Source organism: Agrobacterium sp. CG160-95 (assembly GCF_053521725.1).
Genome location: NZ_JBNWDU010000004.1, coordinates 299,771 through 321,662, shown reverse-complemented (window position 1 = coordinate 321,662; position 21,892 = coordinate 299,771). Strand labels below are relative to the sequence as shown.

Sequence of the window (21,892 nt, the reverse complement as noted above, 5' to 3'; positions counted from 1 at the left end):
CGTACTGGAGGAGCTATCGTCATGATTACTTCGAACAGCATGCCTATATCCGCTTCCGCTGAGGGAGCCTCGCATTCCATCGATACCCCTGATTTGATCGACCGCCTGGCAGCGGAAATGCGTGCCACCGGCGATCGCGAACTGCCGCATTCCTTTTATGTCGAACAAGTAAAACGCACGCTTGCCGGAAAAGCGGTGACGCGGGCCGACAATGACGAAATGCCTCGTACAAAAATCCCGGCAGCCGGCACATCCTCTGTTTTCCAGTGCTGGGCGATGCCCGAATAGGGCCTGAACAGGGTCAGCGGAACGCCGCTCTGGAACATTAGCGGCGACCGTTCGTTTCTTGTCAGAGGGACAGCAGGCATTTGCAGGCTGTCCCTCTGTCTAAAACAGGGAGGCAAGGCCATGAGACTGTTTGAATGTGGAACGCTCGTGCCCGGCTGTGCCTGGCACACCCGCGCGGATGACGACGCGGAAGTCGTGCGCCGCACCGTGGAACATATGCGATCGGCCCACGGCGAAACCATCATCCGCGAAAACATGATCGAAAACATCAAATCCCGCATCCGCGACGAGGCAAATGCGGCCTGAGCCGCAACGCCTCCGGCACTGCGATCTCAATTCTCCAGCATATCCTTCAGCCGGGCGGTCAGCGCTGCCCGGTCTAGCGAGAAATTGACGTCGATCCACTTTTCTTCGAGGCTTTTCAGCACCTCGCCTACCTTCGGACCGGACTCCACGCCCGCGGCCATCACATCAGCGCCGCTCAGCGGAAAGCCGGGCTTGTGGAACTTGTTCGCTCTCGTCAGCAGCGTCGAAAGTCGCGCGACTTTCTGCATCGCCGCCTCACCGCCCGAAAGGTCGGCGCGGGCCGAGGCAAGCGCCAGTTTCAGGCGCGTCTTCACACCGTCAACGCCCTGCCGGTAAAGCAGCCGGTCTAGCGCCGTCTCCTTCATCTCCGGATCGATCACCGGCGCGGAAGCCCAGTGGGCGAGATATGCAGCTTCAGCCTTCGACAGCCGCAGCCGCGCAGCAAGCGCCGTTAGCCTCTCCCTGTCGGGCGGCACTATCGCAGCGAGCCGCAGCATCGGGTCAACTGTCCAGCCAAGCGCCTGTTCGGTTGCCACCAGCCCGTGAATGGCGTCGATACCCCATTTTTCCGTTTCGGGAAGAATTTCCGCCAACACGCCGGATTGCCGCATCCACAGCAAGGCGCGGGAGGGATCGCGCGCGGAAAGCAGCTTTTTCAGCTCGCTCCACACCCGCTCGGCCGAGAGCGTCCCAAGCTTGTCCTTGGCCCGCGCACTGGCGCGCAAGCCATCGGCATCGGGACGACCGGAGCCATAATGGGCGAAAAAGCGGAAGAAGCGAAGAATCCGCAGATAATCTTCCGAAATCCGCATCGCGGCATCGCCGATGAAGCGCACGGTTCCTGTTTCAATGTCGGGCAGACCATCGATGAGGTCGATGATCTCGCCCTTCTCGTCGGCGTAAAGTGCGTTGATGGTGAGATCGCGCCGCTCGGCATCGGTCTGCCAGTCTGTGCCAAAAGCGACCTGCGCATGGCGGCCATTGGTCTCGACATCGCGGCGCAGCGTCGTCACCTCGAAACCTTCGCCATCGATCACCAGCGTCACCGTACCGTGTTCTATGCCGGTCGGTACCACCTTGATGCCCGCCGCCTTGGCGCGCTCAACCACCACATCGGGGGTAAGCGTCGTCGCCATATCGACATCGACGACCGGCTGTTCCATCAGTGCATTGCGCACGGCGCCGCCGACGATCCGCACCTCGCCGCCATCGGAGTTCAACAGCGCGAAGATGCGCTTCAGCGCCGGCTTTTCAAACCAGTCCCGCCCGGCAAGGCTGCTCATGAATAAAACCTCTCGTAAATCGTCCGTACGATGCCCGCCGTAATGCCCCAAATGTAGCGCTCGCCATAGGGCATTTCGTAGAAAAACCGCTCCTTCCCCTGAAAGATGCGACTGCCGCGCCCGTGATTGGCTGGGTCCATCAGGAAAGACAGCGGCACCTCGAAAACCTCATCCACTTCCGTGGGATTGAGCGTCAGGTCAAAGCCGGGACGAACGACCGACAGCACTGGCTTGATGCGAAAACCGGTACCGGAAATATAATCCGGCAGACGCCCGACTGTTTCCACGAAAGATCGCGAGAGGCCGATCTCCTCTTCCGTCTCGCGCAGAGCCGCCTCTTCCGGTGTGCGGTCCCCGGCATCGATGCCACCGCCCGGAAAGGAAATCTGGCCGGAATGTTTGCGCAGGGTTGCGGTGCGCTGGGTGAAGATCACCCGCGCTTCGTTGCCGTCGTCGATGACAGGCACCAGCACGGCGGCGTCCTTCAGCCTTATGCCGTTTCCCGAAAGCACCACGCCCGGATTGAGCAGATGATCGCCATTCTCGCGTTCCGCCACGCCCTCGCCTTCCTCCAGCACCCGGCGGCGGAAATCGGCGGCGGTAAAAGTTTCAAGGCGGGTTGTCGTTATTGTCATTGCGAAAGCCGTTCCAGTTCTTTGGCGGGCATCACGGGAAAGACAACCCCGCCCGAGCGCACGGCAAACATCTCGACACCGTCCACATCGATCACCTCGCCGAGTGCCACGAGATCATACATCACCGCCCGCGAGACGAGCGCCTCCAGCCTGCCGCGCACCAGAATATAGGGTTTCAATTCGCGGTTTTCTCCGAAAATCGTAAAGCGTAGCGGATGCTCCGGCCCGGCCTCCACCACATCGCCGACATTGGTGCGGAAGGTCAGCAGCGGTCCGCCATCCTTCTCGCCCGCCGTCACCTTCATCTCGACGGCCACGAAAGGTGCATCCACCACGCGGATGCCGACTTTTTCCACAGGAGTTACAAGATAGGTCTTGCCGTCGTCATCCTTGCGCAGGACCGTGGAAAACAGCCGCACAAGCGGCGCCCGGCCAATGGGCGTACCCATATAGAACCAGGTGCCGTCTGCGCGGATTTCCATGTCGAGATCGCCGCAAAAGGGGGGATTCCAGCGCTCCACCGGGGCAGGTCCACGTTTGGCGTCGCCGGTCTGCTCGGCGGCGCGGGAAATCATCGCCGCCAGCCCTGCTGCATCGCTTGCCGAATTTATCGTCTCCGCTGCCATATTCGAGTCTCGCTTTGCCGATAAGGAAATACTAAGTCACGACATAGTCATTCGAATGGCGCTTGTCAGCGGCCAAGAGAGCAATAAGCTAGTTGCAGCGCGAAATCCGCCCCGGCCAATGGCGATCAAGATCGGGGCAGGAATGGGTCGGCGGCAAAGGTATGAGGAGAGCGACATGGGCGTGATGAATACCGGCGAAACCCTAGACGAAAAAGCCATCGTCGCCTCGGCCGAAAAGGCGCTTTCGGATATTGCCGCGATCCGCGCGGAGGTATCCAAGGTCATCTTCGGCCAGGAAAAAGTGGTTCAGAACACGCTTCTCGCAATACTCTCGGGCGGCCACGCGTTGCTCGTCGGCGTTCCCGGGCTTGCCAAGACCAAGCTCGTCACCACGCTCGGAACGGTTCTCGGGCTCGATGCCAACCGCATCCAGTTCACACCGGACCTCATGCCATCGGATATTCTCGGCTCCGAAGTCATGGATCAGGATGAAAACGGGCGGCGCTCCTTCCGCTTCATAAAAGGTCCGGTTTTCGCGCAATTGCTGATGGCGGATGAAATCAACCGCGCCAGCCCGCGCACGCAGTCCGCGCTGCTGCAGGCCATGCAGGAATATCACATCACCATGGCCGGCCAGCGTTACGATCTGCCGAAACCCTTCCACGTTCTCGCAACCCAGAACCCGCTGGAACAGGAGGGCACCTATCCACTGCCTGAAGCGCAGCTCGACCGCTTCCTGCTGCAGGTGGATGTCGGCTATCCCGAGCTCGCCGCCGAACGCCAGATATTGCTCGACACGACAGGCACCGCATCGGGCGAGGCACGCAAGGTAATCGACGCTGAACGCATGATGGAAATCCAGGCGCTCATCCGCCAGATGCCGGTCAGCGACAAGGTGGTGGACGCGATTCTTTCGCTTGTCCGCTCTGCCCGCCCCGGCCACGGCAACAAATTGACCGACAAACACGTTGTCTGGGGTCCGGGTCCCCGCGCCGGCCAGTCCCTGATGCTGACGGCACGCGCCCGTGCGCTTTACGAAGGCAGGCTCGCGCCGTCGCTGGACGATGTCTATGCGTTGGCCGAACCGGTGCTGGAGCACCGCATGGCGCTGACATTCGCCGCCCGCGCCGAAGGCATGTCAGTGCGCGATGTCATCGCAGCCCTTGTGGAGCAGGCGAAGAACTAAGGCATCGGACCGAAAAGTGTGACGCTGTTTTCGGAAAATCCGATGCTCGACAAAAACTCGGAGCGGCCCGCCGCTCTGACATCTGCCTAAGCTTTCTCGAAAGGAGTGCCTGTGGCATCCATCGGCCAGATCGTAGATAAGACACCGGGTAGCGAAGTCCTGGCGCGCGCGCGCCAGCGTGCCGCACTGGTGCCGGACTGCATGGTCGAAGCCAAGCGCATCGCCAACACCGTCACCGCCGGCTGGCACGGCCGCCGCAAGCGTGGCATCGGCGAGAATTTCTGGCAGTTCCGCCCCTATGCCGAAGGCGAGAGCCTGTCGCGCATCGACTGGCGACGCTCGGCCCGCGACGACCACACCTATGTGCGCGATCGGGAATGGGAAGCTGCCCACACCATCTGGCTGTGGGCCGACATGTCGCCGTCGATGATGTTCAAATCCACCCTCGGCTCCGTCTCCAAGGAAAGCCGCGCATTGGTGCTGATGCTGGCGCTGGCGGAAATCCTTGCGCGCTCGGGCGAGCGCATAGGTTGTCCCGGTATCATGGAGCCCATCTCGGCCAGAAACGCCGCCGAACGTCTGGCTGCCGCCATCATGCACGCGCCGCTCACCACAGGCATGCCGGAAACGGGCATGATCCGCGGTGCAAGCGACATCGTCCTCATAGGCGATTTTCTCGACGATGCGAAAAACGTTATGGAGCGGATTTCGCCACTCGCGCGGCGCGGCTTGCGCGGCCATGTGGTGGAAATCGCCGATCCGGCCGAAGAAACCTTCCCCTATTCGGGCCGCACCGAATTTACCGACCCGGAAACCGGTGAAAAACTCGTCTCCGGCCGCGCGGAAACCATTCGCGAGGATTATACCCGCGCCTATCTCGCCCGCCGCGAAGCGCTGTCTTCTTCGCTGCGCCGTCTAGGCTGGAATTTCGTGTTTCACCGCACCGATCATCTCGCCTCCGAGGCGCTTGTGGCTGTTCACATGTATTTGTCCGGTGCGCCCGCGCAAGGCGGTGGCAACCGATGAGCGCATTGCCCTTCGTCTTCACCAGCCCCTATATTCTCTTCGGCCTTTTGGCATTGCCAGCCATCTGGTGGCTGCTGCGGCTCACCCCGCCGCGCCCCAAGGCGGAAGTTTTTCCGCCGCTGAAAATTCTGGCCACCGTGCTGAAGCGCGAGGAAACGCCCTCGAAAAGCCCGTGGTGGCTGACATTGCTGCGCATCGCGCTCGCCGCCGCCGTGATTTTCGCGCTGGCCGATCCGGTGGTGAACCCCCGCAACAACAGCATTGCCGGCACTGGTCCCCTGGTGCTTGTGGTCGATAATAGCTGGGCCTCCGCAACTGATTGGCAGAGACGCGTCGATACCGCTCAGGCCCTGATCGGCGATGCGGAAAGGGCTGATCGCCCCGTTTCCATCAGCTTCACCGCAGATGCCGAACACGACGCCGTGCCGGCCACAACGGCGGTGGCGCTGGACAAGCTCGCCGCCGCCAAGCCGAAGCCGCTTGCGCCGGACCGCGTGCGCACGGCGGAAGCCATTACCGAGGCGCTCAACGGCACCTCCCCCGGCACGCTCGCCTATATTGCCGACGGCGTTGCCACCGCGCAGGATGAAAGCGCACTCAAAACGCTGGCCAGCCTCTCAGCTGCCGAGTTCCGCATCGTCACGGGTGATGGGAAATCCATCGCCGCCATTACCGGCGCCGCCAACAATGCCGATGCGATGAGCGTCACGCTATCGCGGCTCGACACGGCCTCCCCCAGCCGGTTGACCGTCAATGCGCAGGACAGCCAGGGCCGCATCCTTGCCACTGGCACCGCCAGTTTCGCCCCCGGCGAAGCGGAAACGACGGCGACGGTGGAAGCGCCTTTCGAATTGCGCAACGACTTCGCCCGCCTCTCCATCGAGGCAGTCTCGACGGCGGGCGCGGTGCATCTTCTGGATGACGGTTTCCGCCGCCGCCGCGTGGCGCTGCTGGCCGGTGAAACCGGAAATGATTTCCAGCCGCTGCTGCAGCCGCTTTATTACATCAGCCGCGCCCTTCAGCCTTTTGTCGATCTCATCCCGCAACGACAGGCAGATCTTGCGCAGGCAATCCCGGAAATCCTGCAATCCAATCCTTCCGTCATCGTCATGGCCGATATCGGACGTCTGCCGCAGGAGACCTATGAGCCGATGCAGCGCTGGCTTGCCGCCGGCGGCACGCTGATCCGTTTTGCCGGACCGCGCCTTGCCGCAACCCCCACCAATGATCCGCTGGTGCCGGTGACGTTGCGGCAGGGTGAACGCGCGCTTGGCGGCGCGCTCTCATGGGCCGAGCCACAGCCGCTTGCCGATTTCCCGAATTTCGGCGCCTTTGCCGGAATGCCGAAGGCCGATGGCGTGCTCGTAAAACGGCAGGTTCTGGCCGAACCGACACCCGACCTTGCCGAGCGCACCTGGGCGAGCCTTGCCGACGGCACGCCACTCGTCACCACCCGCAATGTCGAAGCGGGCCGCATCGTGCTGTTCCATGTCAGCGCCGAGGCAAGCTGGTCCGACCTGCCGATATCAGGCCACTTCGTCGATATGTTGCGCCGTATCGTGCAATTGTCCAAGGCAGGCGGTGCTTCCACCTCCGCGAATGCCCCGGCCGCAGCATTACCGCCCTTCCGGCTACTAACGGCCGAAGGTGCTTTGTCAGCCGATGTCGGCTCCGCCCGGCCGTTGGAAATGCGCCCCGGTCAGGCTCCCCGCACCGGTTTCGACAATCCCCCCGGCCTTTATGGCACAGAGGATGGTTTCGTGGCTCTCAATCTTCTACCGGCTGGCGCCACGCTTCGCCCGCTCGATACCTCGCTCGCCGGTGTCAACACCACCAGCGAGGCACTGATCGGCGAAACGGCAAAATCGCTGCGCCCGGCCTTGTTCATCGCCGCCTTCCTGATGTTGATTGCCGACAGTCTCATCGTGCTCTTCATGAACGGCGCCTTCGCACGCCTGCCGAAAGCCCGCAGCGCCACAGCTGCCACCGTGCTGCTGGCCATTGGCGCTTTTGCAGCCATGTCCCCGAGCGATGCGCGCGCCGACGACCCCAAACACGGTGACGAGCAGATTTTCGAGCGGCTGGACACGACGCATCTCGCCTATGTCCGCACCGGCGAGGACGATGTCGACCGCATTTCCGAACAGGGTTTGCAGGGATTGAGCGAATTCCTGACCTGGCGCACGACGCTGGAGCCCGGCCAGCCGGTCGGCCTTGATATATCCAAGGATGAATTATCCTTTTACCCGATCATCTACTGGCCGGTGTCGGCCTCCGCGCCCATGCCGTCGAGCGCTGCCATATCGCGCATCGATGCCTATATGCGCGCCGGTGGCACCGTTCTGTTCGACACGCGCGATCAGTTTTCGTCGCTCGACACTGGCGCGACCAGCCCGAATGGCGAACGTTTGCAGGCGATACTCGCCAATATCGATATTCCGCCGCTGGAGCCCGTGCCGGAAGACCACGTCCTGACGCGGTCTTTCTACCTGCTCACCAATTTCCCCGGCCGTTACAACGGCTCGCCGCTCTGGGTGGAATCGCGCCAGGGGGCGGCGAAGACGACATCCGGCCTCTCCTCCTCCGGCGATGGCGTAACGCCGATCATGATAACAGGCAATGATTTTGCCGGCGCATGGGCCGTCGATGCGCAGGGCGCGCCGGTGCTGCCCACTGTGCCGCCGGACGAGTTGCAGCGCGAACATGCGTTTCGCTCTGGCGTCAACATCATGATGTATATGCTGACCGGCAACTACAAGGCCGATCAGGTACACGTTCCCGCACTTCTCGAACGGTTGGGGCAGTGACATGACATTGACATTCGCCCCCTTCCTGCCGTGGATCGTGATTGCCGTTCTGGCCGTCTCCGCCCTTCTTCTCTCCTTCATCGGCCTGTGGCGCGGCGTGCGCGGCGCATGGCTGCGCGGGCTGGCGCTTGTCGCCCTGCTTGCCGCCATCGCCAATCCGCTTTTGACGCAGGAGGAACGCGAGCCTCTCTCCACAATCGTCCCCGTTATCGTCGATCGATCGCAGAGCCAGGACGTGCAGGACCGACCGCAGATGACGGATACGGCGCTTGCCGCGCTGAAAGACCGGCTGTCGCGCTTCCCGCGCATCGAACCGCGCATCGTGGAAGTGCGTGATGATGGTGAGAGCGATTCACCTTCGACGCAGCTTTTCTCGGCCCTCTCCTCTGCCGTCTCGGATGTTTCACCGTCCCGCGTCGGCGGTGCGATTTTCCTCAGCGATGGCCAGATCCACGATATTCCGAATGCTCTGCCCAATGCCGAACAGGCGCTTGGTTTCCGCGCTCCCCTCCACGGGCTGATCACCGGCAAGGCCGATGAATTCGACCGCCGTATCGAGATTGTCCGCGCGCCGCGCTTTGGCATCGTCAACGAGGAACAGCAACTGACGCTGCGCGTCTTCGATGATGGCCGTGCAGCCGCAGGCGGTGGTTCGGCGGAAGTAACCGTGAAGATGAACGGCGAAGAAATCGCCACCTTGCAGGCCACACCCGGCCAGCCGACACCCTTCACTTTCAAGGTTCCGCGCGGCGGCAACAATGTCATGGAATTTTCCGTCGCCGAGCTTCCCGGCGAAGTGACGGCCGCGAACAACCGTGCGGTACACCTGATCGAAGGTATCCGCCAGAACCTTCGCGTGCTGCTGGTCTCCGGCGAGCCGCATGCGGGCGAGCGCGCCTGGCGCAACCTCCTGAAATCCGACGCCTCGGTCGATCTGGTGCATTTCACCATTCTGCGCCCGCCGGAAAAACAGGACGGCACGCCGATCAACGAGCTGTCGCTGATCGCCTTCCCCACACGCGAATTGTTCGTCGAGAAGATCGAGGATTTCGACCTCATCATCTTCGACCGCTATCAGCATCGCGGCGTGCTGCCGATCCTCTATTACGATTACATCGCGCAATATGTCGAAAAGGGTGGCGCGCTCTTGATCGCCGCAGGCCCGGAACATGCCGGTCAGGATTCGATCGCCATGACGCCGCTTGCATCCGTGCTGCCGGCCCAGCCGACAGGCCAGGTCCATCAGTCCGCCTTTTATCCCCGCCTCTCGGAAGCGGGCAAGAAACACCCCGTTACCCGTGGGCTGGAAGGGTCGGGCGATGAGCCGCCGCATTGGGGCCGCTGGTTCCGCACCGTCAGCGTCGAGCCGCCGCAGGGCCAGACCGTGATGCTGGGTGACGGGCAGGACCCGCTGCTGGTGCTGAACCGCCAGGGTGAAGGCCGTGTCGCCATGCTGCTTTCCGATCAGGGCTGGCTTTGGGCGCGTGGCTACGAAGGCGGCGGCCCGCATGTGGCACTTTACCGGCGCATCGCCCACTGGCTGATGAAGGAACCGGAGCTTGAGGAAGAGGCGCTGACGGCGCGCGCCAACGGCCGCACATTGCAAATTACCCGCCAGACCATCGGCGACGACCCCGGTCAGGCAAGCGTGCATTTCCCCTCTGGCAAAACCGAAAACATGGCCTTCAACAATACCGAGCCCGGTCTTTACAAGATCGAGCGTCGCATGGACGAGACCGGCCTGTTCGAAATCAAGAACGGCGATTTCACTACGCTCGTCCATGTCGGCGCGGTGGATGCGCCGGAATTCAAGGCAATGATTTCGACAACCGAAACGCTGAAGCCGCTTGCCGACGCTACCAAGGGCAGCGTGCACCGTGTCGCCGACAATTCGGGCCGCGTGGCACTGCCCGATATCCTGCCTGTCAGGGGCGATATCAGGGTTGCCGATGAGGATCGCATGCTGATACGCATGACCGACGAGACGGTGCTGAAAGGTGTCAACACCCTACCGCTGTTTGCCGGTTTTGCCGGGCTTGCCGCCCTGCTCCTTGCTTTCTCCGCGCTCTGGTGGCGTGAGGGCCGGTAGGAACTTTCCGGTGGAAGCTCAGGCGCTTTCACGTCTCGCAGTGGAAACGAGAAACGGCCGCCGCTCGGCGACCTGGGAAAGATAATCATGAATTTCGTTTTGAGCGACATCGCGGATGCAGAAGCTGAAAAGGCCATCCGCGATCCCCTGGTGGCCTATAATCTCGCCCGTTTTGGCGAAAGCGACAAACGCGAACTCATCATCACAATCCGCGACGATGAGAACACCGTCACCGGGGGTCTTGTCGGCTATACCGGCCGCGGCTGGCTTTATGTGCAGCTTCTCTTCATCCCCGAGACCTTACGCGGTCAAGGCACAGGCGCGAAGCTTCTCGGCATGGCGGAAGAGGAAGCGAAAAAGCGCGGCTGCATGGGCGCTTACATCGACACGATGAACCCGGATGCGCTGAGGCTTTATGAGCGCTGCGGTTTCACCAAGATCGGCTCGCTTGCCCCCCTCTCCAGTGGCCAGGCGATCACATGGCTTGAAAAGCGTTTCTAATCCGTTCGAAAGAAAGCGGTTGGCGCAGCAGTGTCAGGAGAGCGCCACCCGCCGCGTTTCCGCATTGATCATCGTTGCGGCAATCGCAGCCAGCACCAGCAGCCCGGCGAAAATGCCGATGGCGAAACCGAAGCCCTGCGCGATGGCATAACCCAGCAACGACGGCGCCAGAAGGCCGCCCAGCCTTGCCATGGCGCCCGCAGCCCCCATGCCGGTCGCACGCGATTCCGTCGGGTACAATTCGGGCGTGAAGGCATAAAGCGCACCCCAGGTGCCAAGCAGCGCAAAGCTCATGATCAGAAGCGATGTGGCGATCATTGCGCCGCCTGTAGCGAGCGTGAAGAGCAGGCAACCGAGGGCGGACAGCAGGCAGAAACCGATCAGCGTCGGCTTGCGGCCCCATTTTTCAACGCCATAGGCCGCAAGCGCATAACCGGGGATCTGCGCCAGTGCCACCAGCACGAGGAAACCATAACCGCGCACGAAGCCGAAACCGTCTCCCGCCAGTTTTGCCGGCATCCAGGTGAAGACGCCATAATAGGAAACGGAGACAAGGAACCAGATCGCAAGGATCATGATGCTGCGCTGTCTGAGCGCCGGCGAAAATATCCCCTGCCCTTTTGAAACCTCCGGCTGAAAAAGCCCTGTCCCGGCATCAAGTGGCGCGCGGCCGTTTACCACCAGCATACGGTTGACGATGACCTTGGCTTCGTCCGATCGGCCTCTTCGCACGAGGTAAAGCGGCGATTCGGGCACCATGAACCGTAAACCCAGACCCACAACGGCTGGGAAAGCCGTAACCGCGAAAATATAACGCCAGGCATCGGCAACACCGGCAAGGCTTGCGCCCCACGCTGCAAGCGCCACGATCAAGGTTCCGATGGCCCAGAAGCCTTCCAGCATGACCAGCCAGCGGCCCCGGTTCTTTGCGGGCAGGAACTCCGCCATCATCGCATAATCCACCGGCAGGGTGCCGCCGACAGCCGCACCCGTTAGAAAACGCAGGACAAGAAGAATGGCAAAGTTCGGCGCAAAGACGGAAAGCACACCGAACACGGCATCGCAGGCCACGGTGACGATCAACACACGGCGGCGACCGTAACGGTCCGCCAGACGCCCGAAACCGGCAGCACCTAAAAGCATGCCAAAGAAGAAGGCCGTTCCGGTTTGAAGGGCCTGCGGAACAGTCAAGCCAAACGTTAGGGCAATCGAGGCGGCAGTGAAGCCGACCGCCAGCACCTGCATGGCATCCGCTGCCCAGACGAGGCCGAAAATACCCATCAACCGCCGCTGATAGGCGCCCGCACCTGCGCGTTCCAGCGCATCGTTCATGGTGATTGCCGTCATATGCTCGCCCCCGTGCCGAAATCGACTATCGAGTGCTATCGCATAGGGGAAAGAAACGGAATTGAATTTTGCGAAGTACGATGCATGGTTTCAAGGCAGAACACCATCACGTCATCTTTAGCGAAATAACCGGCCAGTACCAATATGGTCGACTCAACGCCCCATCCCTCATCAAGTCAGTCGTATTTGATGAGGGAAAAAGTGCGAACTGGTGAAGGGCGGGAAATCCGACGTAAAGAAATCCGTCAGCCGTAAACCCGAAGAGGCTCTTCGAAGCCGTCGTCTTCCGCCTGGGCTGCAGGCATGGCGGCAGCATCGCATTTGCGCCAGCCGATCTTGCCCTTCAGCCGCTGGTGCACGTCGTCACCAACAGGCACGACCAGCACCCGGTTCGGATCCACCGGGCCTGGAAAATCAAGCGCGGCGTAGGCGACCTTTTCGAAACCAAGCGGCATGTAATAGGGCGGATCGCCAATCAGAATGACGGCCTCCGAACCCTTCCGCCGGGCGGCAGCGATGGCAATCCGGACGAGTTCACGGCCGATGCCCATGTTCTTGTGCGACGGCCGCACGGCAAGCGGGCCGAGCATATGGCCTTTCACCCCACCGGCCAGAACCGGCGTCATGCGCACCGAAGCGATCGTCTCGCCATCATCGGCGCAGACGAAGGACAGCGACCGGTCATGCGGACCCTGCTCGCGAATGCGCGCGGCGGCACGGGTGTGCCGACCGGGGCCGAATGCTTCTTCGTTGATTATTTCGATGATGGCGTCGTGCGACGCGTCCTCGGTGAGGTAGACAAGATCGTGCTTGGACATGAAGAGACCGAAACTTCCAAAATGCGGATGCGACAATAGATGACGGCTGCGCCGGTAAAGGCGTTCAGGAGCGTCAGCGTCGTCGGAGCATCCGTGTTTCGATCATAATCTACGATTTCCTCAGATTTGTGAAAATCGCAATTATCAGGAAAATTCCCACCCGTCCAGAACAAATCTCGGCACTATCCCATTCAGCCCATGCGAGACCGGAAACGCATTGTTCAACGCGCTACGGGTTCGCGGCACCGCGCTAAACGGTTAGGATTGCGGTTAAGGAAACAATCAAGGAGATCGTCATGGGCATGCTGGTGGAAGGCGTATGGAAAGACGTCTGGTACGACACCAAGGAAACCAAGGGGCACTTCAAGCGCAGCGCCTCGCAATTTCGCAACTGGGTAACGGTGGATGGCGCGCCCGGACCTTCCGGCGAAGGTGGCTTCAAGGCCGAGAAGGATCGCTACCACCTCTATGTGTCGCTCGCCTGCCCCTGGGCGCATCGCACCCTGATTTTCCGTAAACTGAAAAAGCTGGAAGACCTGATTTCCGTCTCTGTCGTCGATCCGCTGATGCTGGAAAACGGCTGGGAGTTCAAACCGGAAGGCAAACGCACTCCGGGTGCAACCGAGGACCACCTCTTCGGCTTCTCCGCACTTTGGCAGGTCTATACCAAAGCGGATGCCAACTATTCGGGACGGGTGACCGTGCCGGTACTGTGGGACAAAGAACACGGCACCATCGTCTCCAATGAATCGGCCGAAATCATCCGCATGTTCAACGTGGCCTTCAACGACCTCACCGGATCGGCGGCGGATTATTATCCCGAAGCACTGCGCGCCGACATCGATGCGCTGAACGACGTTATCTACGACACCGTCAACAACGGCGTCTACAAGGCCGGTTTCGCCACCACCCAGGATGCTTATCAGCAAAATGCCGTGAAGGTGTTTGAAACGCTTGATATGCTGGAAGACCGGCTGGAGGACCGCCGTTTCCTGTTCGGTGCAGAAAAGACGGAAGCAGACTGGCGTCTCTTCACCACGCTGGTGCGATTCGACCCTGTTTATGTCGGCCACTTCAAGTGCAACATCCGCCGCATTCACGATTACCCGCATCTCACGGGTTACCTCCGCGACCTCTACCAGACACCAGGCGTGCCGGACACAGTCGATATCCGCCACATCAAGGAACATTATTACCGCAGCCACCTCACCATCAACCCGACAGGTATCGTGCCCGTTGGCCCGGAACTGGACCTTACCATGGCCCATGGCCGTGAGACGCTTGCCTGACGGCAGAGACGCCGCCGCTACCAGTAGTCGGCAATCGCCGCTTTGCCGGAAAGTTCGGCAAGGCGGCGGCGGGTGGCCGGCGTCACATTTTCCGGCAGGTCCGAGAGATCGAAAAAACCGCTTTCCGTGATTTCATGATCCGGTTTTTTTGGCGTGGTCTGGGTGACCTGAAGCCGGTAGAGCGCCACATGATCGCGGTTGCTGCCTTCCAGATTGAGGTAGACATGGACAAGCTCGGGGGTCGACGTAGCCTCGAGATTGCCTTCCTCGCGGATTTCCTTGTTTAGCGCCATCAGCAGCGTTTCACCGCGTTCCACCCCGCCGCCGGGCAGATACCAGCCGGGCAGATAGGTATGCCGCACCAGAAAAATCCGTCCCGCATCATCGAAGCAGAGCGCACGTACACCGAGGGTGGCACCGCGTGTGAACAGAAAAACGAAATGAAGCAGGCGGATAAGGATACGCGTGTGGAACGGACGGGCCTGCCGCTCGGTTCTCTCGTCATTCACCCTGGTTTCTCCTTGCCGGCAGGCTTTTATTGGACGTGCCGCATATCATAGGTTATCTCTGCCGCCATGTTCAAACTTGCGCATATTTCAGACGTCCATCTCGGGCCATTGCCAAAACTTACTTTCCGGGAACTTGCATCCAAGCGCATCACCGGTTTCGTCAACTGGCACCGCAACCGCCGCAAGCACCTTTTCACCGACACGCTGGAAAAGCTGCTCGATGATCTCGAAGCCAAATCGCCGGATCATTTGGCTATTACCGGCGATCTCGTCAATCTTGCGACAGGCATTGAAATTCGCGCCGCCGCCGACTGGCTGGAAGAAGTCGGCGACCCTGAAAAGATCTCGGTCGTTCCCGGCAATCATGACGCCTATGTTTCCGGCGCGCACGACAAGGCCATGCGCGCCTGGTATCCTTATGTGCGGGGCGATGGCGACCCGGCGGAATGGGACGATGACCGCAAGATTTTCCCCTATATGCGCGTGCGCGGTCCCGTCGCACTGATCGGCTGCTCCACCTCGATTGCAACGCCGCCCTTCTCGGCCACCGGCTATTTCGGCAACCGTCAAGCACGCGCAACCGCGGAACTCTTAAAAAAAGCCGGTGAACAGGGGCTGTTCCGCGTGGTGATGATCCATCACCCACCGATCCGCGGTGCGGCGGCTGCGCACAAGCGCATGTTCGGCATTCGCCGTTTCGCGGCAGCGCTTGGCGTTGGCGGCGCCGAGCTCGTGCTGCATGGCCACACCCATTTGAACACCGTATACTGGCTGAATACTCACCACGGGCAAGAGCACATCCCGGTCGTCGGCATCGCCTCCGCCAGCCAGGGACCGGGCGGCGAAAAACCGCGCGCGGCCTATAATCTCTTCCATATTTCCGGTGGCCCCGGCACCTGGAACGTCGCCTGTGAACGCCACAGCCTCAACGATACCGGAACGGGTATCGGGCTTGAAGATATCAGGGTATTTTATGAGAATGGTAGGCCGTTGGGGTTCTCGCGGCTCAGATAAAGACGCTTAGCCTGTCAAAAGACGCGACGTCATCCTGTCATTCGTTTGCCATTTCAAAAGTGCATCGTTTTGCAATGAAGGGCTACGTCTACATATTGGCATCCAAACGCAACGGAACGCTCTATACCGGCGTGACAAAAGATTTGCCGCGTAGGCTTTTCGAGCATCAGAATGAACTGACGCCCGGCTTTACGTCGCGATATGGCGTCAAAACATTGGTCTGGTTTGAGGAGTTCGATCTTTTGACGAGCGCAATAACGCGCGAAAAAACGATCAAGAAATGGCCTCGGCAATGGAAGCTCAATCTGATCGAACGCACCAATCCCGGGTGGAATGACGTCTCCAGTCATTTGCACGATCTGTAATTGAACCACTGACGGTCAGGCATATTCTCCTCATCCCTGTGCTTGTCACAGGGATCCAGCCGACGTGCGTCTGCACGGCGAGAAAAGTCCTTTCAGCCCAAGGACTTGGGCTGACTGGATTCCTGTGACAAGCACAGGAATGAGGGAGAATTTAGAACTTACTTAACCCGCTCTTCCAGCACCCGATTGGCCGCCGAAACAATCGCCTCCAGCGAAGCGCCAACAATATTCGTATTCACCCCGGCGCCGAACAATTTTCCGCCCGGATGCTCCATCTCGACATAGGCAATGGCGGAAGCATTGGACCCATGTTGCAGCGAATGCTCGGAATAGTCATTCACCGACAGATCGATGCCGAGATAGACCGACAGCGCATTGATGAACCCGTCGATAGGACCGGTGCCCTTGCCCTCGATGCGCTTCACCTCACCGTTATCGGTGATTTCGGCGGCGACTATGCGCACGCCCTTGAAATCGCCCGCCGGATAGGTGTGGTGATCGACGAACTTGATGCGCGCATTCGGCTGCGTCACGTAACGCTCCATGAAGCGCTCGTAGATGCGCTTGGCCGGCAGTTCCACGCCCTCTTCATCGGTGATGCGCTGGATGTCTTCGCGGAACTCCACCTGCAGGTTGCGCGGCAGGTTGATGCCGTAATCCTGCTGGAGAATATAGGCGATTCCACCCTTGCCGGACTGCGAATTGATGCGGATGATCGCTTCGTAGGAGCGGCCGACATCCTTCGGATCGATCGGCAGATAGGGCACTTCCCATACCGGGTGATTGGCAACCTTGATCGCCTTCATACCCTTGTTGATCGCATCCTGATGCGAGCCGGAAAACGCCGTATAGACCAGTTCGCCGACATAAGGGTGGCGCTCGGGGATCGTCATCTCGTTCGAATATTCGTAGACCGCCTTGATGCGCTCAATATCGCGGCAATCCAGCTCAGGATCGACGCCCTGCGTATACATGTTCAGCGCCAGCGTCACGACGTCGACATTGCCGGTGCGCTCGCCATTGCCGAACAGCGTGCCCTCGACGCGGTCCGCACCGGCCATCAGAGCCAGCTCCGTCGCAGCGATGCCAGTCCCGCGGTCGTTGTGCGGATGCAGCGAAATGATGACGTTTTCGCGATTGTCGATATTGCGGCACATCCATTCGATCTGGTCGGCATAGATGTTCGGTGTCGCCATTTCGACAGTGGAAGGCAGGTTCAGGATCAGCTTGTTATCCGCCGTCGGCTTCACCACATCGACCACGGCATTGCAGATTTCCAGCGCCACTTCCAGCTCGGTGCCGGTAAAGCTTTCCGGAGAATATTCGAAGCGGAAACCGCCCCCGGCCTTGGCCGCCATGTCGGTGATCATCTTGGCGGCATCGACGGCAATCTGCTTGATCCCGTGCACGTCCTTGCCGAATACCACGCGGCGCTGCAATTCCGAGGTGGAGTTGTAGAAGTGGATGATCGGCTTGTTGGCGCCTTCCAGCGCTTCGAAGGTACGGGTGATCAGTTCCGGACGGCACTGCACCAGCACCTGCAGGGAAACATCCTCAGGCACATTGCCCTGCTCCACGCACCAGCGGGCAAAATCGAAGTCCGTCTGCGAAGCGGAGGGGAAACCGATCTCGATTTCCTTGAAGCCCATTTCGAGCAGCAGCTTGAACATGCGGGCCTTGCGGTCGTGGCCCATGGGGTTGACCAGCGACTGGTTGCCGTCACGCAGGTCCACCGAACACCAGATCGGCGCCTTGGTGATGGTTTTGCCCGGCCACGTGCGGTCAGGAATATTGATGGTCGGGTAAGGGCGATACTTGACGTTCGCGTCCGACATGCCTTTGGAAATATTGGTGATCTTTCCGTCCATTTCGCTTCCTCCTTGCGCATTCCGCGGGCTTCTCGAGCCATCGGCGGATGCGCGGCCCTCAAGGGCCTAAATCCAGTATAAAATGAGATTTCGAGATGAGGAGCGTTTGCGCCAGCGGGCTTTCGGCCGCCGGGCGCTCCTCACTGGACCCGGCAACCGCGTGTAAGGTCGAGGCTAAGAAGCGAGAGTGCACCGCACGGAGAGGCAATCGCAGAAATCTGCGCGCTCATGCCGGAAATGGTTGCGATGCTGTTGCTCATGGGCAAGCTTATAATCGGCGAAATATTTGGATGCAAGGGCTATTGTCTCTTCAATCCTTTTACGAAACCGGTCAACGCCATCATCAACCCGCCACCGATCAGCCCCCAGAAGGCACCGGAGACACCGGCGAAGGAAAGGCCGGAGGCGGTGATGAGGAAGGTGATCGCCGCAGCCTCGCGTGTTTCCGGATCCTTGAAAGCCGCAACGGCAGAGCCGGAAAAGGCGCCCACCAGTGCAAGCCCCGCCACCGCCTGAATGAGGACAGGCGGCGCCAGTGCCACGAAAGCCGTGACCGCGCCCGCCAGCAGGCCGAAGACGATGTAGCCCACACCGCCGATGATCGCCGCCCAATAGCGCCGTTTCGGATCGGGATGGGCGTCCTCGCCAGCGCACATCGCCGCCGTAATCGCGGCAAGATTGACTGCATGGCCGCCGAAGGGTGCGGAAAGCAGTGAGAAGAAGCCGGTCGCCGCGAAAAGCGGTCCGGGCTGCGGATCGTAGTGATTGACCTTCAGCACTGCGATACCGGGAATATTCTGCGACGCCATGGTGACTATGAAGAGCGGCAGCGCGATGGAAATGACGGCGTGCAGGCTGAAGACGGGCGTCACCCACTCCATCGGAGGCGTCAGCGATTGCGCCACACGGTCAAGCGCCCCCGCCGGAATATCGACACCGAAGATCATCACCAGCACGAAAGCGGCAAGTGCCGCAGGCACGGCGAAAAGTCGTTTAAAGGCTCCCACCACGATCCAGGCAAGAATGATCGGCAATCCGAGCGCCGGGTTAAAGCCGATCGCCTTGATCGGCGCAAAACACAGGCCGATGATGACCCCGGAGAGCATGGCGTTGGCAAGTGGCGCTGGAATGGAGGCCACCGCCTTTCCGAGCGGCCGGAACAGGCCGGCAATGATGATCAATATGGCGCAGATGATGAACCCGCCCACGGCGGCCGGAAAACCGCCCTCGATCACGCCTGTGGTCGCCAGCAAGGCTGCACCAGGAGTCGACCATGCGATGCTGACAGGCATCCGCGTCGCGACTGAAAGCGCTATCGCGCAAACCCCCATCGCCACCGAAAGCGCCATCAGCCCAGACGCCGCCTCGAAATCCGTCGCACCGACAGCCTTCAGGCCCTGCAACACCACGGCGAAAGAACTGGCAAAGCCGACAAAGGCGGTCAGCCACCCCATGAACAGGCTTTGTACGGAAAAATCTTTCATCAACATGGCGGTTCCCGGATCTTCTGTTTCCCTTGAAGATCAAAAAACCCAACAGCTGGCAAGATGCCCGCAGGCTGAACAGGTACGCCTTTTACCAGCGCAGAAAACGCGAACCGGCAAAAGCGCCGATCAGGCCGGTGATGAAAATGCCAAGTGAATACCAGATCAGCACGAAAGCCATGCCGTTTTCGGTGCAGAACCAGGAATAAACCCAGGCTCCGGCTGCACCCGCCGCAATGCCAGCCACAAAACCTGCCAGGGCTGGATCAGTCGGGGCTGAGCGTTTGAGAACTGAAAAATTCGCCAGGAATACCGGAAGCGCGAAAGCGACGATCAAAAACGGGCAATGCAGTGCGGACGATCCCAGAACAAGCGTCCTGTAATTGTCCGGAAAGGCAAACCCCAGCTGTACGAGCGCTATCGCCGCCATCACAACGAAAATTAGCGCAAGCCAAACGAAAAGGCAGCCGCTGTTCCCCTCGGGGCGGGTAAGGCGGCCGACCGCGAAAAACGCAGTCAGGGCCAGCAGGGCGTTATAAGCGGACTTGATCCAGAAACCCAGCTCGGTCAAGGCGTCGTGCATGTCGACCCGTGGCCCGAGAATGGCAAGCATCAGCAACAGCGAAACGCCAAGGCCGGGCAGGACGGCCAGCGCCAGCCGGCGCTCCAGTGACAAGGCAGGCACGGGCTTGAGGCCGCTTGCCAGTTGTTCAATGATGTCTTCCGTCTTCCTCACGTTTCGCCTCGCAACTTTGCCGCCAGCATTTTAAGCGTCCTGTGAATGCCGACCCTCGCCGCAAGCTCGGTCTGGCCGGATTTTTGGGCCGCTTCGGCGATTGACTGACCCTCGAGTTTCACCCTGCGAATGAGGTCGCGTTGCCGCTGCGGCAACTCGTCGAGCAACCGTTCCACATCCATACGTGCCGTGACCTGATCGACGGACGATCCCGCTTCCAGCGTCTCATCAAGTTCCACTTCCGAAAGCTGGCGCGCACCCCTGCCCCTGTAGTGATCGATGAGTTTGTAGCGCGCTATCGAAAAGAACCAAGCGGTAAAAGGCCTTGCTCGATCATAGGTCTCGCGTTTGGCGTGAAGCGACAACAGGGTTTCCTGAACGAGATCTTCCACATCCCCCCGTGAAGCGGCCCTCATGCGCCGGTCGAAATAGGCTGTCAGCAGCCTGCGTAGGGCATGGAGCAAATGCCTGTAAGCGCCCTCGTCCCCATCGAGGGAACGCAGCATCAGCATTTTTAATGTCTCTTCCGAAAGGCTGCCTGTCATCGTCACTATCGGGTTATTCGCAATCGGCGGGATATTGTTACATAATGGCGTGAAAAGAATCTCGCCCGAATATGATTTCACAAACGCGTGAGCGTGTAACGACACACGGGCCCCCACCGAATGGACAATCGTGAGCCCCGGTGCAACGCCGGCGGACATTTAATGACGTCCAGAGGAGATCTTTCATGACCCGCATTTTTACCGCCATCGCCACCGCTTCCATGCTGTCTGTTCTTTCTTTCGCAGGCATCGCCCATGCCGACGGCATGAAAACCGATATGACGAAAATGCACAACGACACCATGAAGACGCAGACGATGAAAAAAAGCGACATGTCCATGGCATCCAAAAAGGACTGCATGCACAAGGCTGACATGGAAATGAACAAGATGAAAAAAGCCGACATGATGAAGGCCTGCAACACGATGAAGTGATGCCGGCCGAACATTCAGTGCACATGACCGGAAGCGGCACGTATCATCCGGCCTGAATGAAAAAAGCCCGTGCCGGTTTCCACCGGCACGGGCTCTCTCAACTAAAAATCAAAACCTTAGACTTCCGACTGGCTCTCAACGATCTTGCCGACGAGGCCGTAGCCCTTGGCTTCTTCAGCGCCGAGCCAGTAATCGCGATCGATGTCCTTGGCGATCTTTTCTTCGCTCTGGCCGGTGGCCTTGGCGAAGATCTTGATCAGGCGCTGGTTCATCTTGATGATTTCGCGGGCCTGGATTTCGATGTCGGATGCCATGCCGCGCGTGCCGCCGGAGGGCTGGTGCAGCAGGAAGCGGGTGTTCGGCAGGCAAAGGCGACGTTCCTTCGGCACCGAAACATAGATCAGCGCGCCAGCGGAAGCGACCCAGCCCGTACCGATGATATAAACCTTCGGCTTGATGAACTTGATCATGTCATGGATCGAATCACCCGATTCGACATGGCCGCCCGGCGAATTGACGTAAACGCGAATGTCGTCGTCGCTGGCGGCGGCAAGTGCCACGAGCTGCGTGCAGACCTTCTGCGCCAGTTCCTGCGTGATGCCACCATAGATGAAGATCGAACGCGACTTGAAAAGATTCGCTTCCGTTTCCTTGCCGATCGGCAGTTCCTTGCTCTTGTCGTCTTCGTCTTCGTTCATCAGCGGCTCTCCAGCGTAATTCATGCATGCCCTTCGGA

The 21,892-nt window shown here is 60.1% G+C and carries 22 protein-coding genes; 11 read left to right on the top strand and 11 right to left on the bottom strand.

Going from position 1 to position 21,892, the window contains the following annotated elements:
- Window positions 1–21 precede the first annotated feature (21 nt).
- Together ACQZ63_RS15910 and ACQZ63_RS15905 are read left to right on the top strand one after the other, a co-directional pair.
- Complete coding sequence (locus ACQZ63_RS15910) at window positions 22–288, top strand: hypothetical protein (RefSeq protein WP_111790668.1); 267 nt, start codon at window positions 22–24, stop codon at window positions 286–288.
- A gap of 120 nt (window positions 289–408) precedes the next feature.
- Window positions 409–594 carry a DUF1059 domain-containing protein gene (locus ACQZ63_RS15905; protein WP_003513537.1) on the top strand — a complete coding sequence of 62 codons (186 nt, stop codon included), beginning with the start codon at window positions 409–411 and terminating at the stop codon, window positions 592–594.
- A 26-nt stretch (window positions 595–620) separates the two neighbouring features.
- On the opposite strand, the gene ACQZ63_RS15900 is transcribed toward ACQZ63_RS15905, so the two are convergent.
- From ACQZ63_RS15900 to ACQZ63_RS15890, 3 genes are read right to left on the bottom strand one after another with little or no spacing between them, the layout of a single operon-like run.
- Complete coding sequence (locus ACQZ63_RS15900; protein ID WP_111790667.1) at window positions 621–1,877, bottom strand: CCA tRNA nucleotidyltransferase; 1,257 nt, start codon at window positions 1,875–1,877, stop codon at window positions 621–623.
- Entirely contained in the window at window positions 1,874–2,512 is a 639-nt protein-coding gene (locus ACQZ63_RS15895; RefSeq protein WP_065702302.1) for an NUDIX hydrolase, read from the bottom strand. The genes ACQZ63_RS15900 and ACQZ63_RS15895 overlap by 4 nt, the downstream gene beginning before the upstream one ends.
- Complete coding sequence (locus tag ACQZ63_RS15890; RefSeq protein WP_025594170.1) at window positions 2,509–3,138, bottom strand: DUF1285 domain-containing protein; 630 nt, start codon at window positions 3,136–3,138, stop codon at window positions 2,509–2,511. The genes ACQZ63_RS15895 and ACQZ63_RS15890 overlap by 4 nt, the downstream gene beginning before the upstream one ends.
- Window positions 3,139–3,313: 175 nt before the next feature.
- On the opposite strand from ACQZ63_RS15890, the gene ACQZ63_RS15885 reads away from it, so the two are divergent.
- From ACQZ63_RS15885 to ACQZ63_RS15865, 5 genes are all read left to right on the top strand, one after another.
- Window positions 3,314–4,324: an AAA family ATPase gene (locus ACQZ63_RS15885; RefSeq protein ID WP_003513541.1), complete on the top strand. Its 1,011-nt coding sequence runs from the start codon at window positions 3,314–3,316 to the stop codon at window positions 4,322–4,324.
- A 111-nt stretch (window positions 4,325–4,435) separates the two neighbouring features.
- On the top strand, window positions 4,436–5,350 hold the full coding sequence (locus ACQZ63_RS15880) for a DUF58 domain-containing protein (RefSeq protein WP_003513542.1): 915 nt from the start codon (window positions 4,436–4,438) through the stop codon (window positions 5,348–5,350).
- Complete coding sequence (locus ACQZ63_RS15875; protein ID WP_113556414.1) at window positions 5,347–8,157, top strand: DUF4159 domain-containing protein; 2,811 nt, start codon at window positions 5,347–5,349, stop codon at window positions 8,155–8,157. Before ACQZ63_RS15880 ends, ACQZ63_RS15875 begins: the two co-directional genes overlap by 4 nt.
- A 1-nt stretch (window position 8,158) precedes the next feature.
- Entirely contained in the window at window positions 8,159–10,246 is a 2,088-nt protein-coding gene (locus ACQZ63_RS15870; RefSeq protein ID WP_111783597.1) for a hypothetical protein, read from the top strand.
- Between the two features lie 87 nt (window positions 10,247–10,333).
- On the top strand, window positions 10,334–10,747 hold the full coding sequence (locus tag ACQZ63_RS15865) for a GNAT family N-acetyltransferase (protein WP_013636615.1): 414 nt from the start codon (window positions 10,334–10,336) through the stop codon (window positions 10,745–10,747).
- A gap of 33 nt (window positions 10,748–10,780) precedes the next feature.
- On the opposite strand, the gene ACQZ63_RS15860 is transcribed toward ACQZ63_RS15865, so the two are convergent.
- Window positions 10,781–12,094: an MFS transporter gene (locus tag ACQZ63_RS15860; protein ID WP_065659143.1), complete on the bottom strand. Its 1,314-nt coding sequence runs from the start codon at window positions 12,092–12,094 to the stop codon at window positions 10,781–10,783.
- 245 nt (window positions 12,095–12,339) lie between these two features.
- A complete protein-coding gene (locus tag ACQZ63_RS15855; RefSeq protein ID WP_113556415.1) occupies window positions 12,340–12,912 on the bottom strand; it encodes a GNAT family N-acetyltransferase in 573 nt (190 codons plus the stop codon).
- A 296-nt stretch (window positions 12,913–13,208) separates the two neighbouring features.
- On the opposite strand from ACQZ63_RS15855, the gene ACQZ63_RS15850 reads away from it, so the two are divergent.
- Window positions 13,209–14,201 (top strand): glutathione S-transferase family protein, encoded by a 993-nt coding sequence (locus ACQZ63_RS15850; protein ID WP_448799316.1) that lies wholly within the window; start codon window positions 13,209–13,211, stop codon window positions 14,199–14,201.
- 17 nt (window positions 14,202–14,218) lie between these two features.
- Here ACQZ63_RS15850 and ACQZ63_RS15845 read toward each other — a convergent pair whose 3' ends face one another.
- Complete coding sequence (locus tag ACQZ63_RS15845; protein WP_013636619.1) at window positions 14,219–14,710, bottom strand: NUDIX domain-containing protein; 492 nt, start codon at window positions 14,708–14,710, stop codon at window positions 14,219–14,221.
- A gap of 66 nt (window positions 14,711–14,776) precedes the next feature.
- On the opposite strand from ACQZ63_RS15845, the gene ACQZ63_RS15840 reads away from it, so the two are divergent.
- On the top strand, window positions 14,777–15,724 hold the full coding sequence (locus tag ACQZ63_RS15840) for a metallophosphoesterase family protein (RefSeq protein ID WP_080797986.1): 948 nt from the start codon (window positions 14,777–14,779) through the stop codon (window positions 15,722–15,724).
- A gap of 74 nt (window positions 15,725–15,798) precedes the next feature.
- Entirely contained in the window at window positions 15,799–16,089 is a 291-nt protein-coding gene (locus ACQZ63_RS15835; RefSeq protein WP_080797983.1) for a GIY-YIG nuclease family protein, read from the top strand.
- Window positions 16,090–16,247: 158 nt separating this feature from the next.
- Here the strand turns inward: ACQZ63_RS15835 and leuA are convergent, their stop codons facing one another.
- The 4 genes from leuA to ACQZ63_RS15815 all read right to left on the bottom strand — a co-directional run bounded on the left by leuA (window position 16,248) and on the right by ACQZ63_RS15815 (window position 20,689).
- Complete coding sequence (leuA, locus tag ACQZ63_RS15830) at window positions 16,248–17,957, bottom strand: 2-isopropylmalate synthase (RefSeq protein ID WP_113556417.1); 1,710 nt, start codon at window positions 17,955–17,957, stop codon at window positions 16,248–16,250.
- A 299-nt stretch (window positions 17,958–18,256) separates the two neighbouring features.
- Entirely contained in the window at window positions 18,257–19,444 is a 1,188-nt protein-coding gene (locus ACQZ63_RS15825; protein WP_111803826.1) for a benzoate/H(+) symporter BenE family transporter, read from the bottom strand.
- Window positions 19,445–19,532: 88 nt separating this feature from the next.
- Window positions 19,533–20,177 carry an NrsF family protein gene (locus ACQZ63_RS15820; protein WP_111790661.1) on the bottom strand — a complete coding sequence of 215 codons (645 nt, stop codon included), beginning with the start codon at window positions 20,175–20,177 and terminating at the stop codon, window positions 19,533–19,535.
- Window positions 20,174–20,689: a sigma-70 family RNA polymerase sigma factor gene (locus ACQZ63_RS15815; RefSeq protein ID WP_003513560.1), complete on the bottom strand. Its 516-nt coding sequence runs from the start codon at window positions 20,687–20,689 to the stop codon at window positions 20,174–20,176. The genes ACQZ63_RS15820 and ACQZ63_RS15815 overlap by 4 nt, the downstream gene beginning before the upstream one ends.
- Window positions 20,690–20,907: 218 nt before the next feature.
- Between ACQZ63_RS15815 and ACQZ63_RS15810 the strand changes: the two genes are divergently transcribed.
- Window positions 20,908–21,156, top strand: coding sequence for a pentapeptide MXKDX repeat protein (locus tag ACQZ63_RS15810; protein WP_025594191.1), 249 nt, complete (start codon window positions 20,908–20,910; stop codon window positions 21,154–21,156).
- Between the two features lie 116 nt (window positions 21,157–21,272).
- Here the strand turns inward: ACQZ63_RS15810 and ACQZ63_RS15805 are convergent, their stop codons facing one another.
- Window positions 21,273–21,854 carry an ATP-dependent Clp protease proteolytic subunit gene (locus ACQZ63_RS15805; protein WP_003513567.1) on the bottom strand — a complete coding sequence of 194 codons (582 nt, stop codon included), beginning with the start codon at window positions 21,852–21,854 and terminating at the stop codon, window positions 21,273–21,275.
- Window positions 21,855–21,892: the final 38 nt, after the last annotated feature.

What these genes read in the sequence shown, in the direction of transcription:
- ACQZ63_RS15910 (WP_111790668.1), top strand. Translation starts at nt 22, where the DNA reads ATGATTACTTCGAACAGCATGCCTATATCCGCTTCCGCTGAGGGAGCC.
- ACQZ63_RS15835 (WP_080797983.1), top strand. Translation starts at nt 15,799, where the DNA reads ATGAAGGGCTACGTCTACATATTGGCATCCAAACGCAACGGAACGCTC.
- ACQZ63_RS15870 (WP_111783597.1), top strand. Translation starts at nt 8,159, where the DNA reads ATGACATTGACATTCGCCCCCTTCCTGCCGTGGATCGTGATTGCCGTT.
- ACQZ63_RS15855 (WP_113556415.1), bottom strand. Translation starts at nt 12,912, where the DNA reads ATGTCCAAGCACGATCTTGTCTACCTCACCGAGGACGCGTCGCACGAC.
- ACQZ63_RS15895 (WP_065702302.1), bottom strand. Translation starts at nt 2,512, where the DNA reads ATGACAATAACGACAACCCGCCTTGAAACTTTTACCGCCGCCGATTTC.
- ACQZ63_RS15840 (WP_080797986.1), top strand. Translation starts at nt 14,777, where the DNA reads ATGTTCAAACTTGCGCATATTTCAGACGTCCATCTCGGGCCATTGCCA.
- ACQZ63_RS15890 (WP_025594170.1), bottom strand. Translation starts at nt 3,138, where the DNA reads ATGGCAGCGGAGACGATAAATTCGGCAAGCGATGCAGCAGGGCTGGCG.
- ACQZ63_RS15885 (WP_003513541.1), top strand. Translation starts at nt 3,314, where the DNA reads ATGGGCGTGATGAATACCGGCGAAACCCTAGACGAAAAAGCCATCGTC.
- ACQZ63_RS15875 (WP_113556414.1), top strand. Translation starts at nt 5,347, where the DNA reads ATGAGCGCATTGCCCTTCGTCTTCACCAGCCCCTATATTCTCTTCGGC.
- ACQZ63_RS15810 (WP_025594191.1), top strand. Translation starts at nt 20,908, where the DNA reads ATGACCCGCATTTTTACCGCCATCGCCACCGCTTCCATGCTGTCTGTT.
- ACQZ63_RS15805 (WP_003513567.1), bottom strand. Translation starts at nt 21,854, where the DNA reads ATGAACGAAGACGAAGACGACAAGAGCAAGGAACTGCCGATCGGCAAG.
- ACQZ63_RS15865 (WP_013636615.1), top strand. Translation starts at nt 10,334, where the DNA reads ATGAATTTCGTTTTGAGCGACATCGCGGATGCAGAAGCTGAAAAGGCC.
- leuA (WP_113556417.1), bottom strand. Translation starts at nt 17,957, where the DNA reads ATGGACGGAAAGATCACCAATATTTCCAAAGGCATGTCGGACGCGAAC.
- ACQZ63_RS15850 (WP_448799316.1), top strand. Translation starts at nt 13,209, where the DNA reads ATGGGCATGCTGGTGGAAGGCGTATGGAAAGACGTCTGGTACGACACC.
- ACQZ63_RS15900 (WP_111790667.1), bottom strand. Translation starts at nt 1,877, where the DNA reads ATGAGCAGCCTTGCCGGGCGGGACTGGTTTGAAAAGCCGGCGCTGAAG.
- ACQZ63_RS15905 (WP_003513537.1), top strand. Translation starts at nt 409, where the DNA reads ATGAGACTGTTTGAATGTGGAACGCTCGTGCCCGGCTGTGCCTGGCAC.
- ACQZ63_RS15815 (WP_003513560.1), bottom strand. Translation starts at nt 20,689, where the DNA reads ATGCTGATGCTGCGTTCCCTCGATGGGGACGAGGGCGCTTACAGGCAT.
- ACQZ63_RS15860 (WP_065659143.1), bottom strand. Translation starts at nt 12,094, where the DNA reads ATGACGGCAATCACCATGAACGATGCGCTGGAACGCGCAGGTGCGGGC.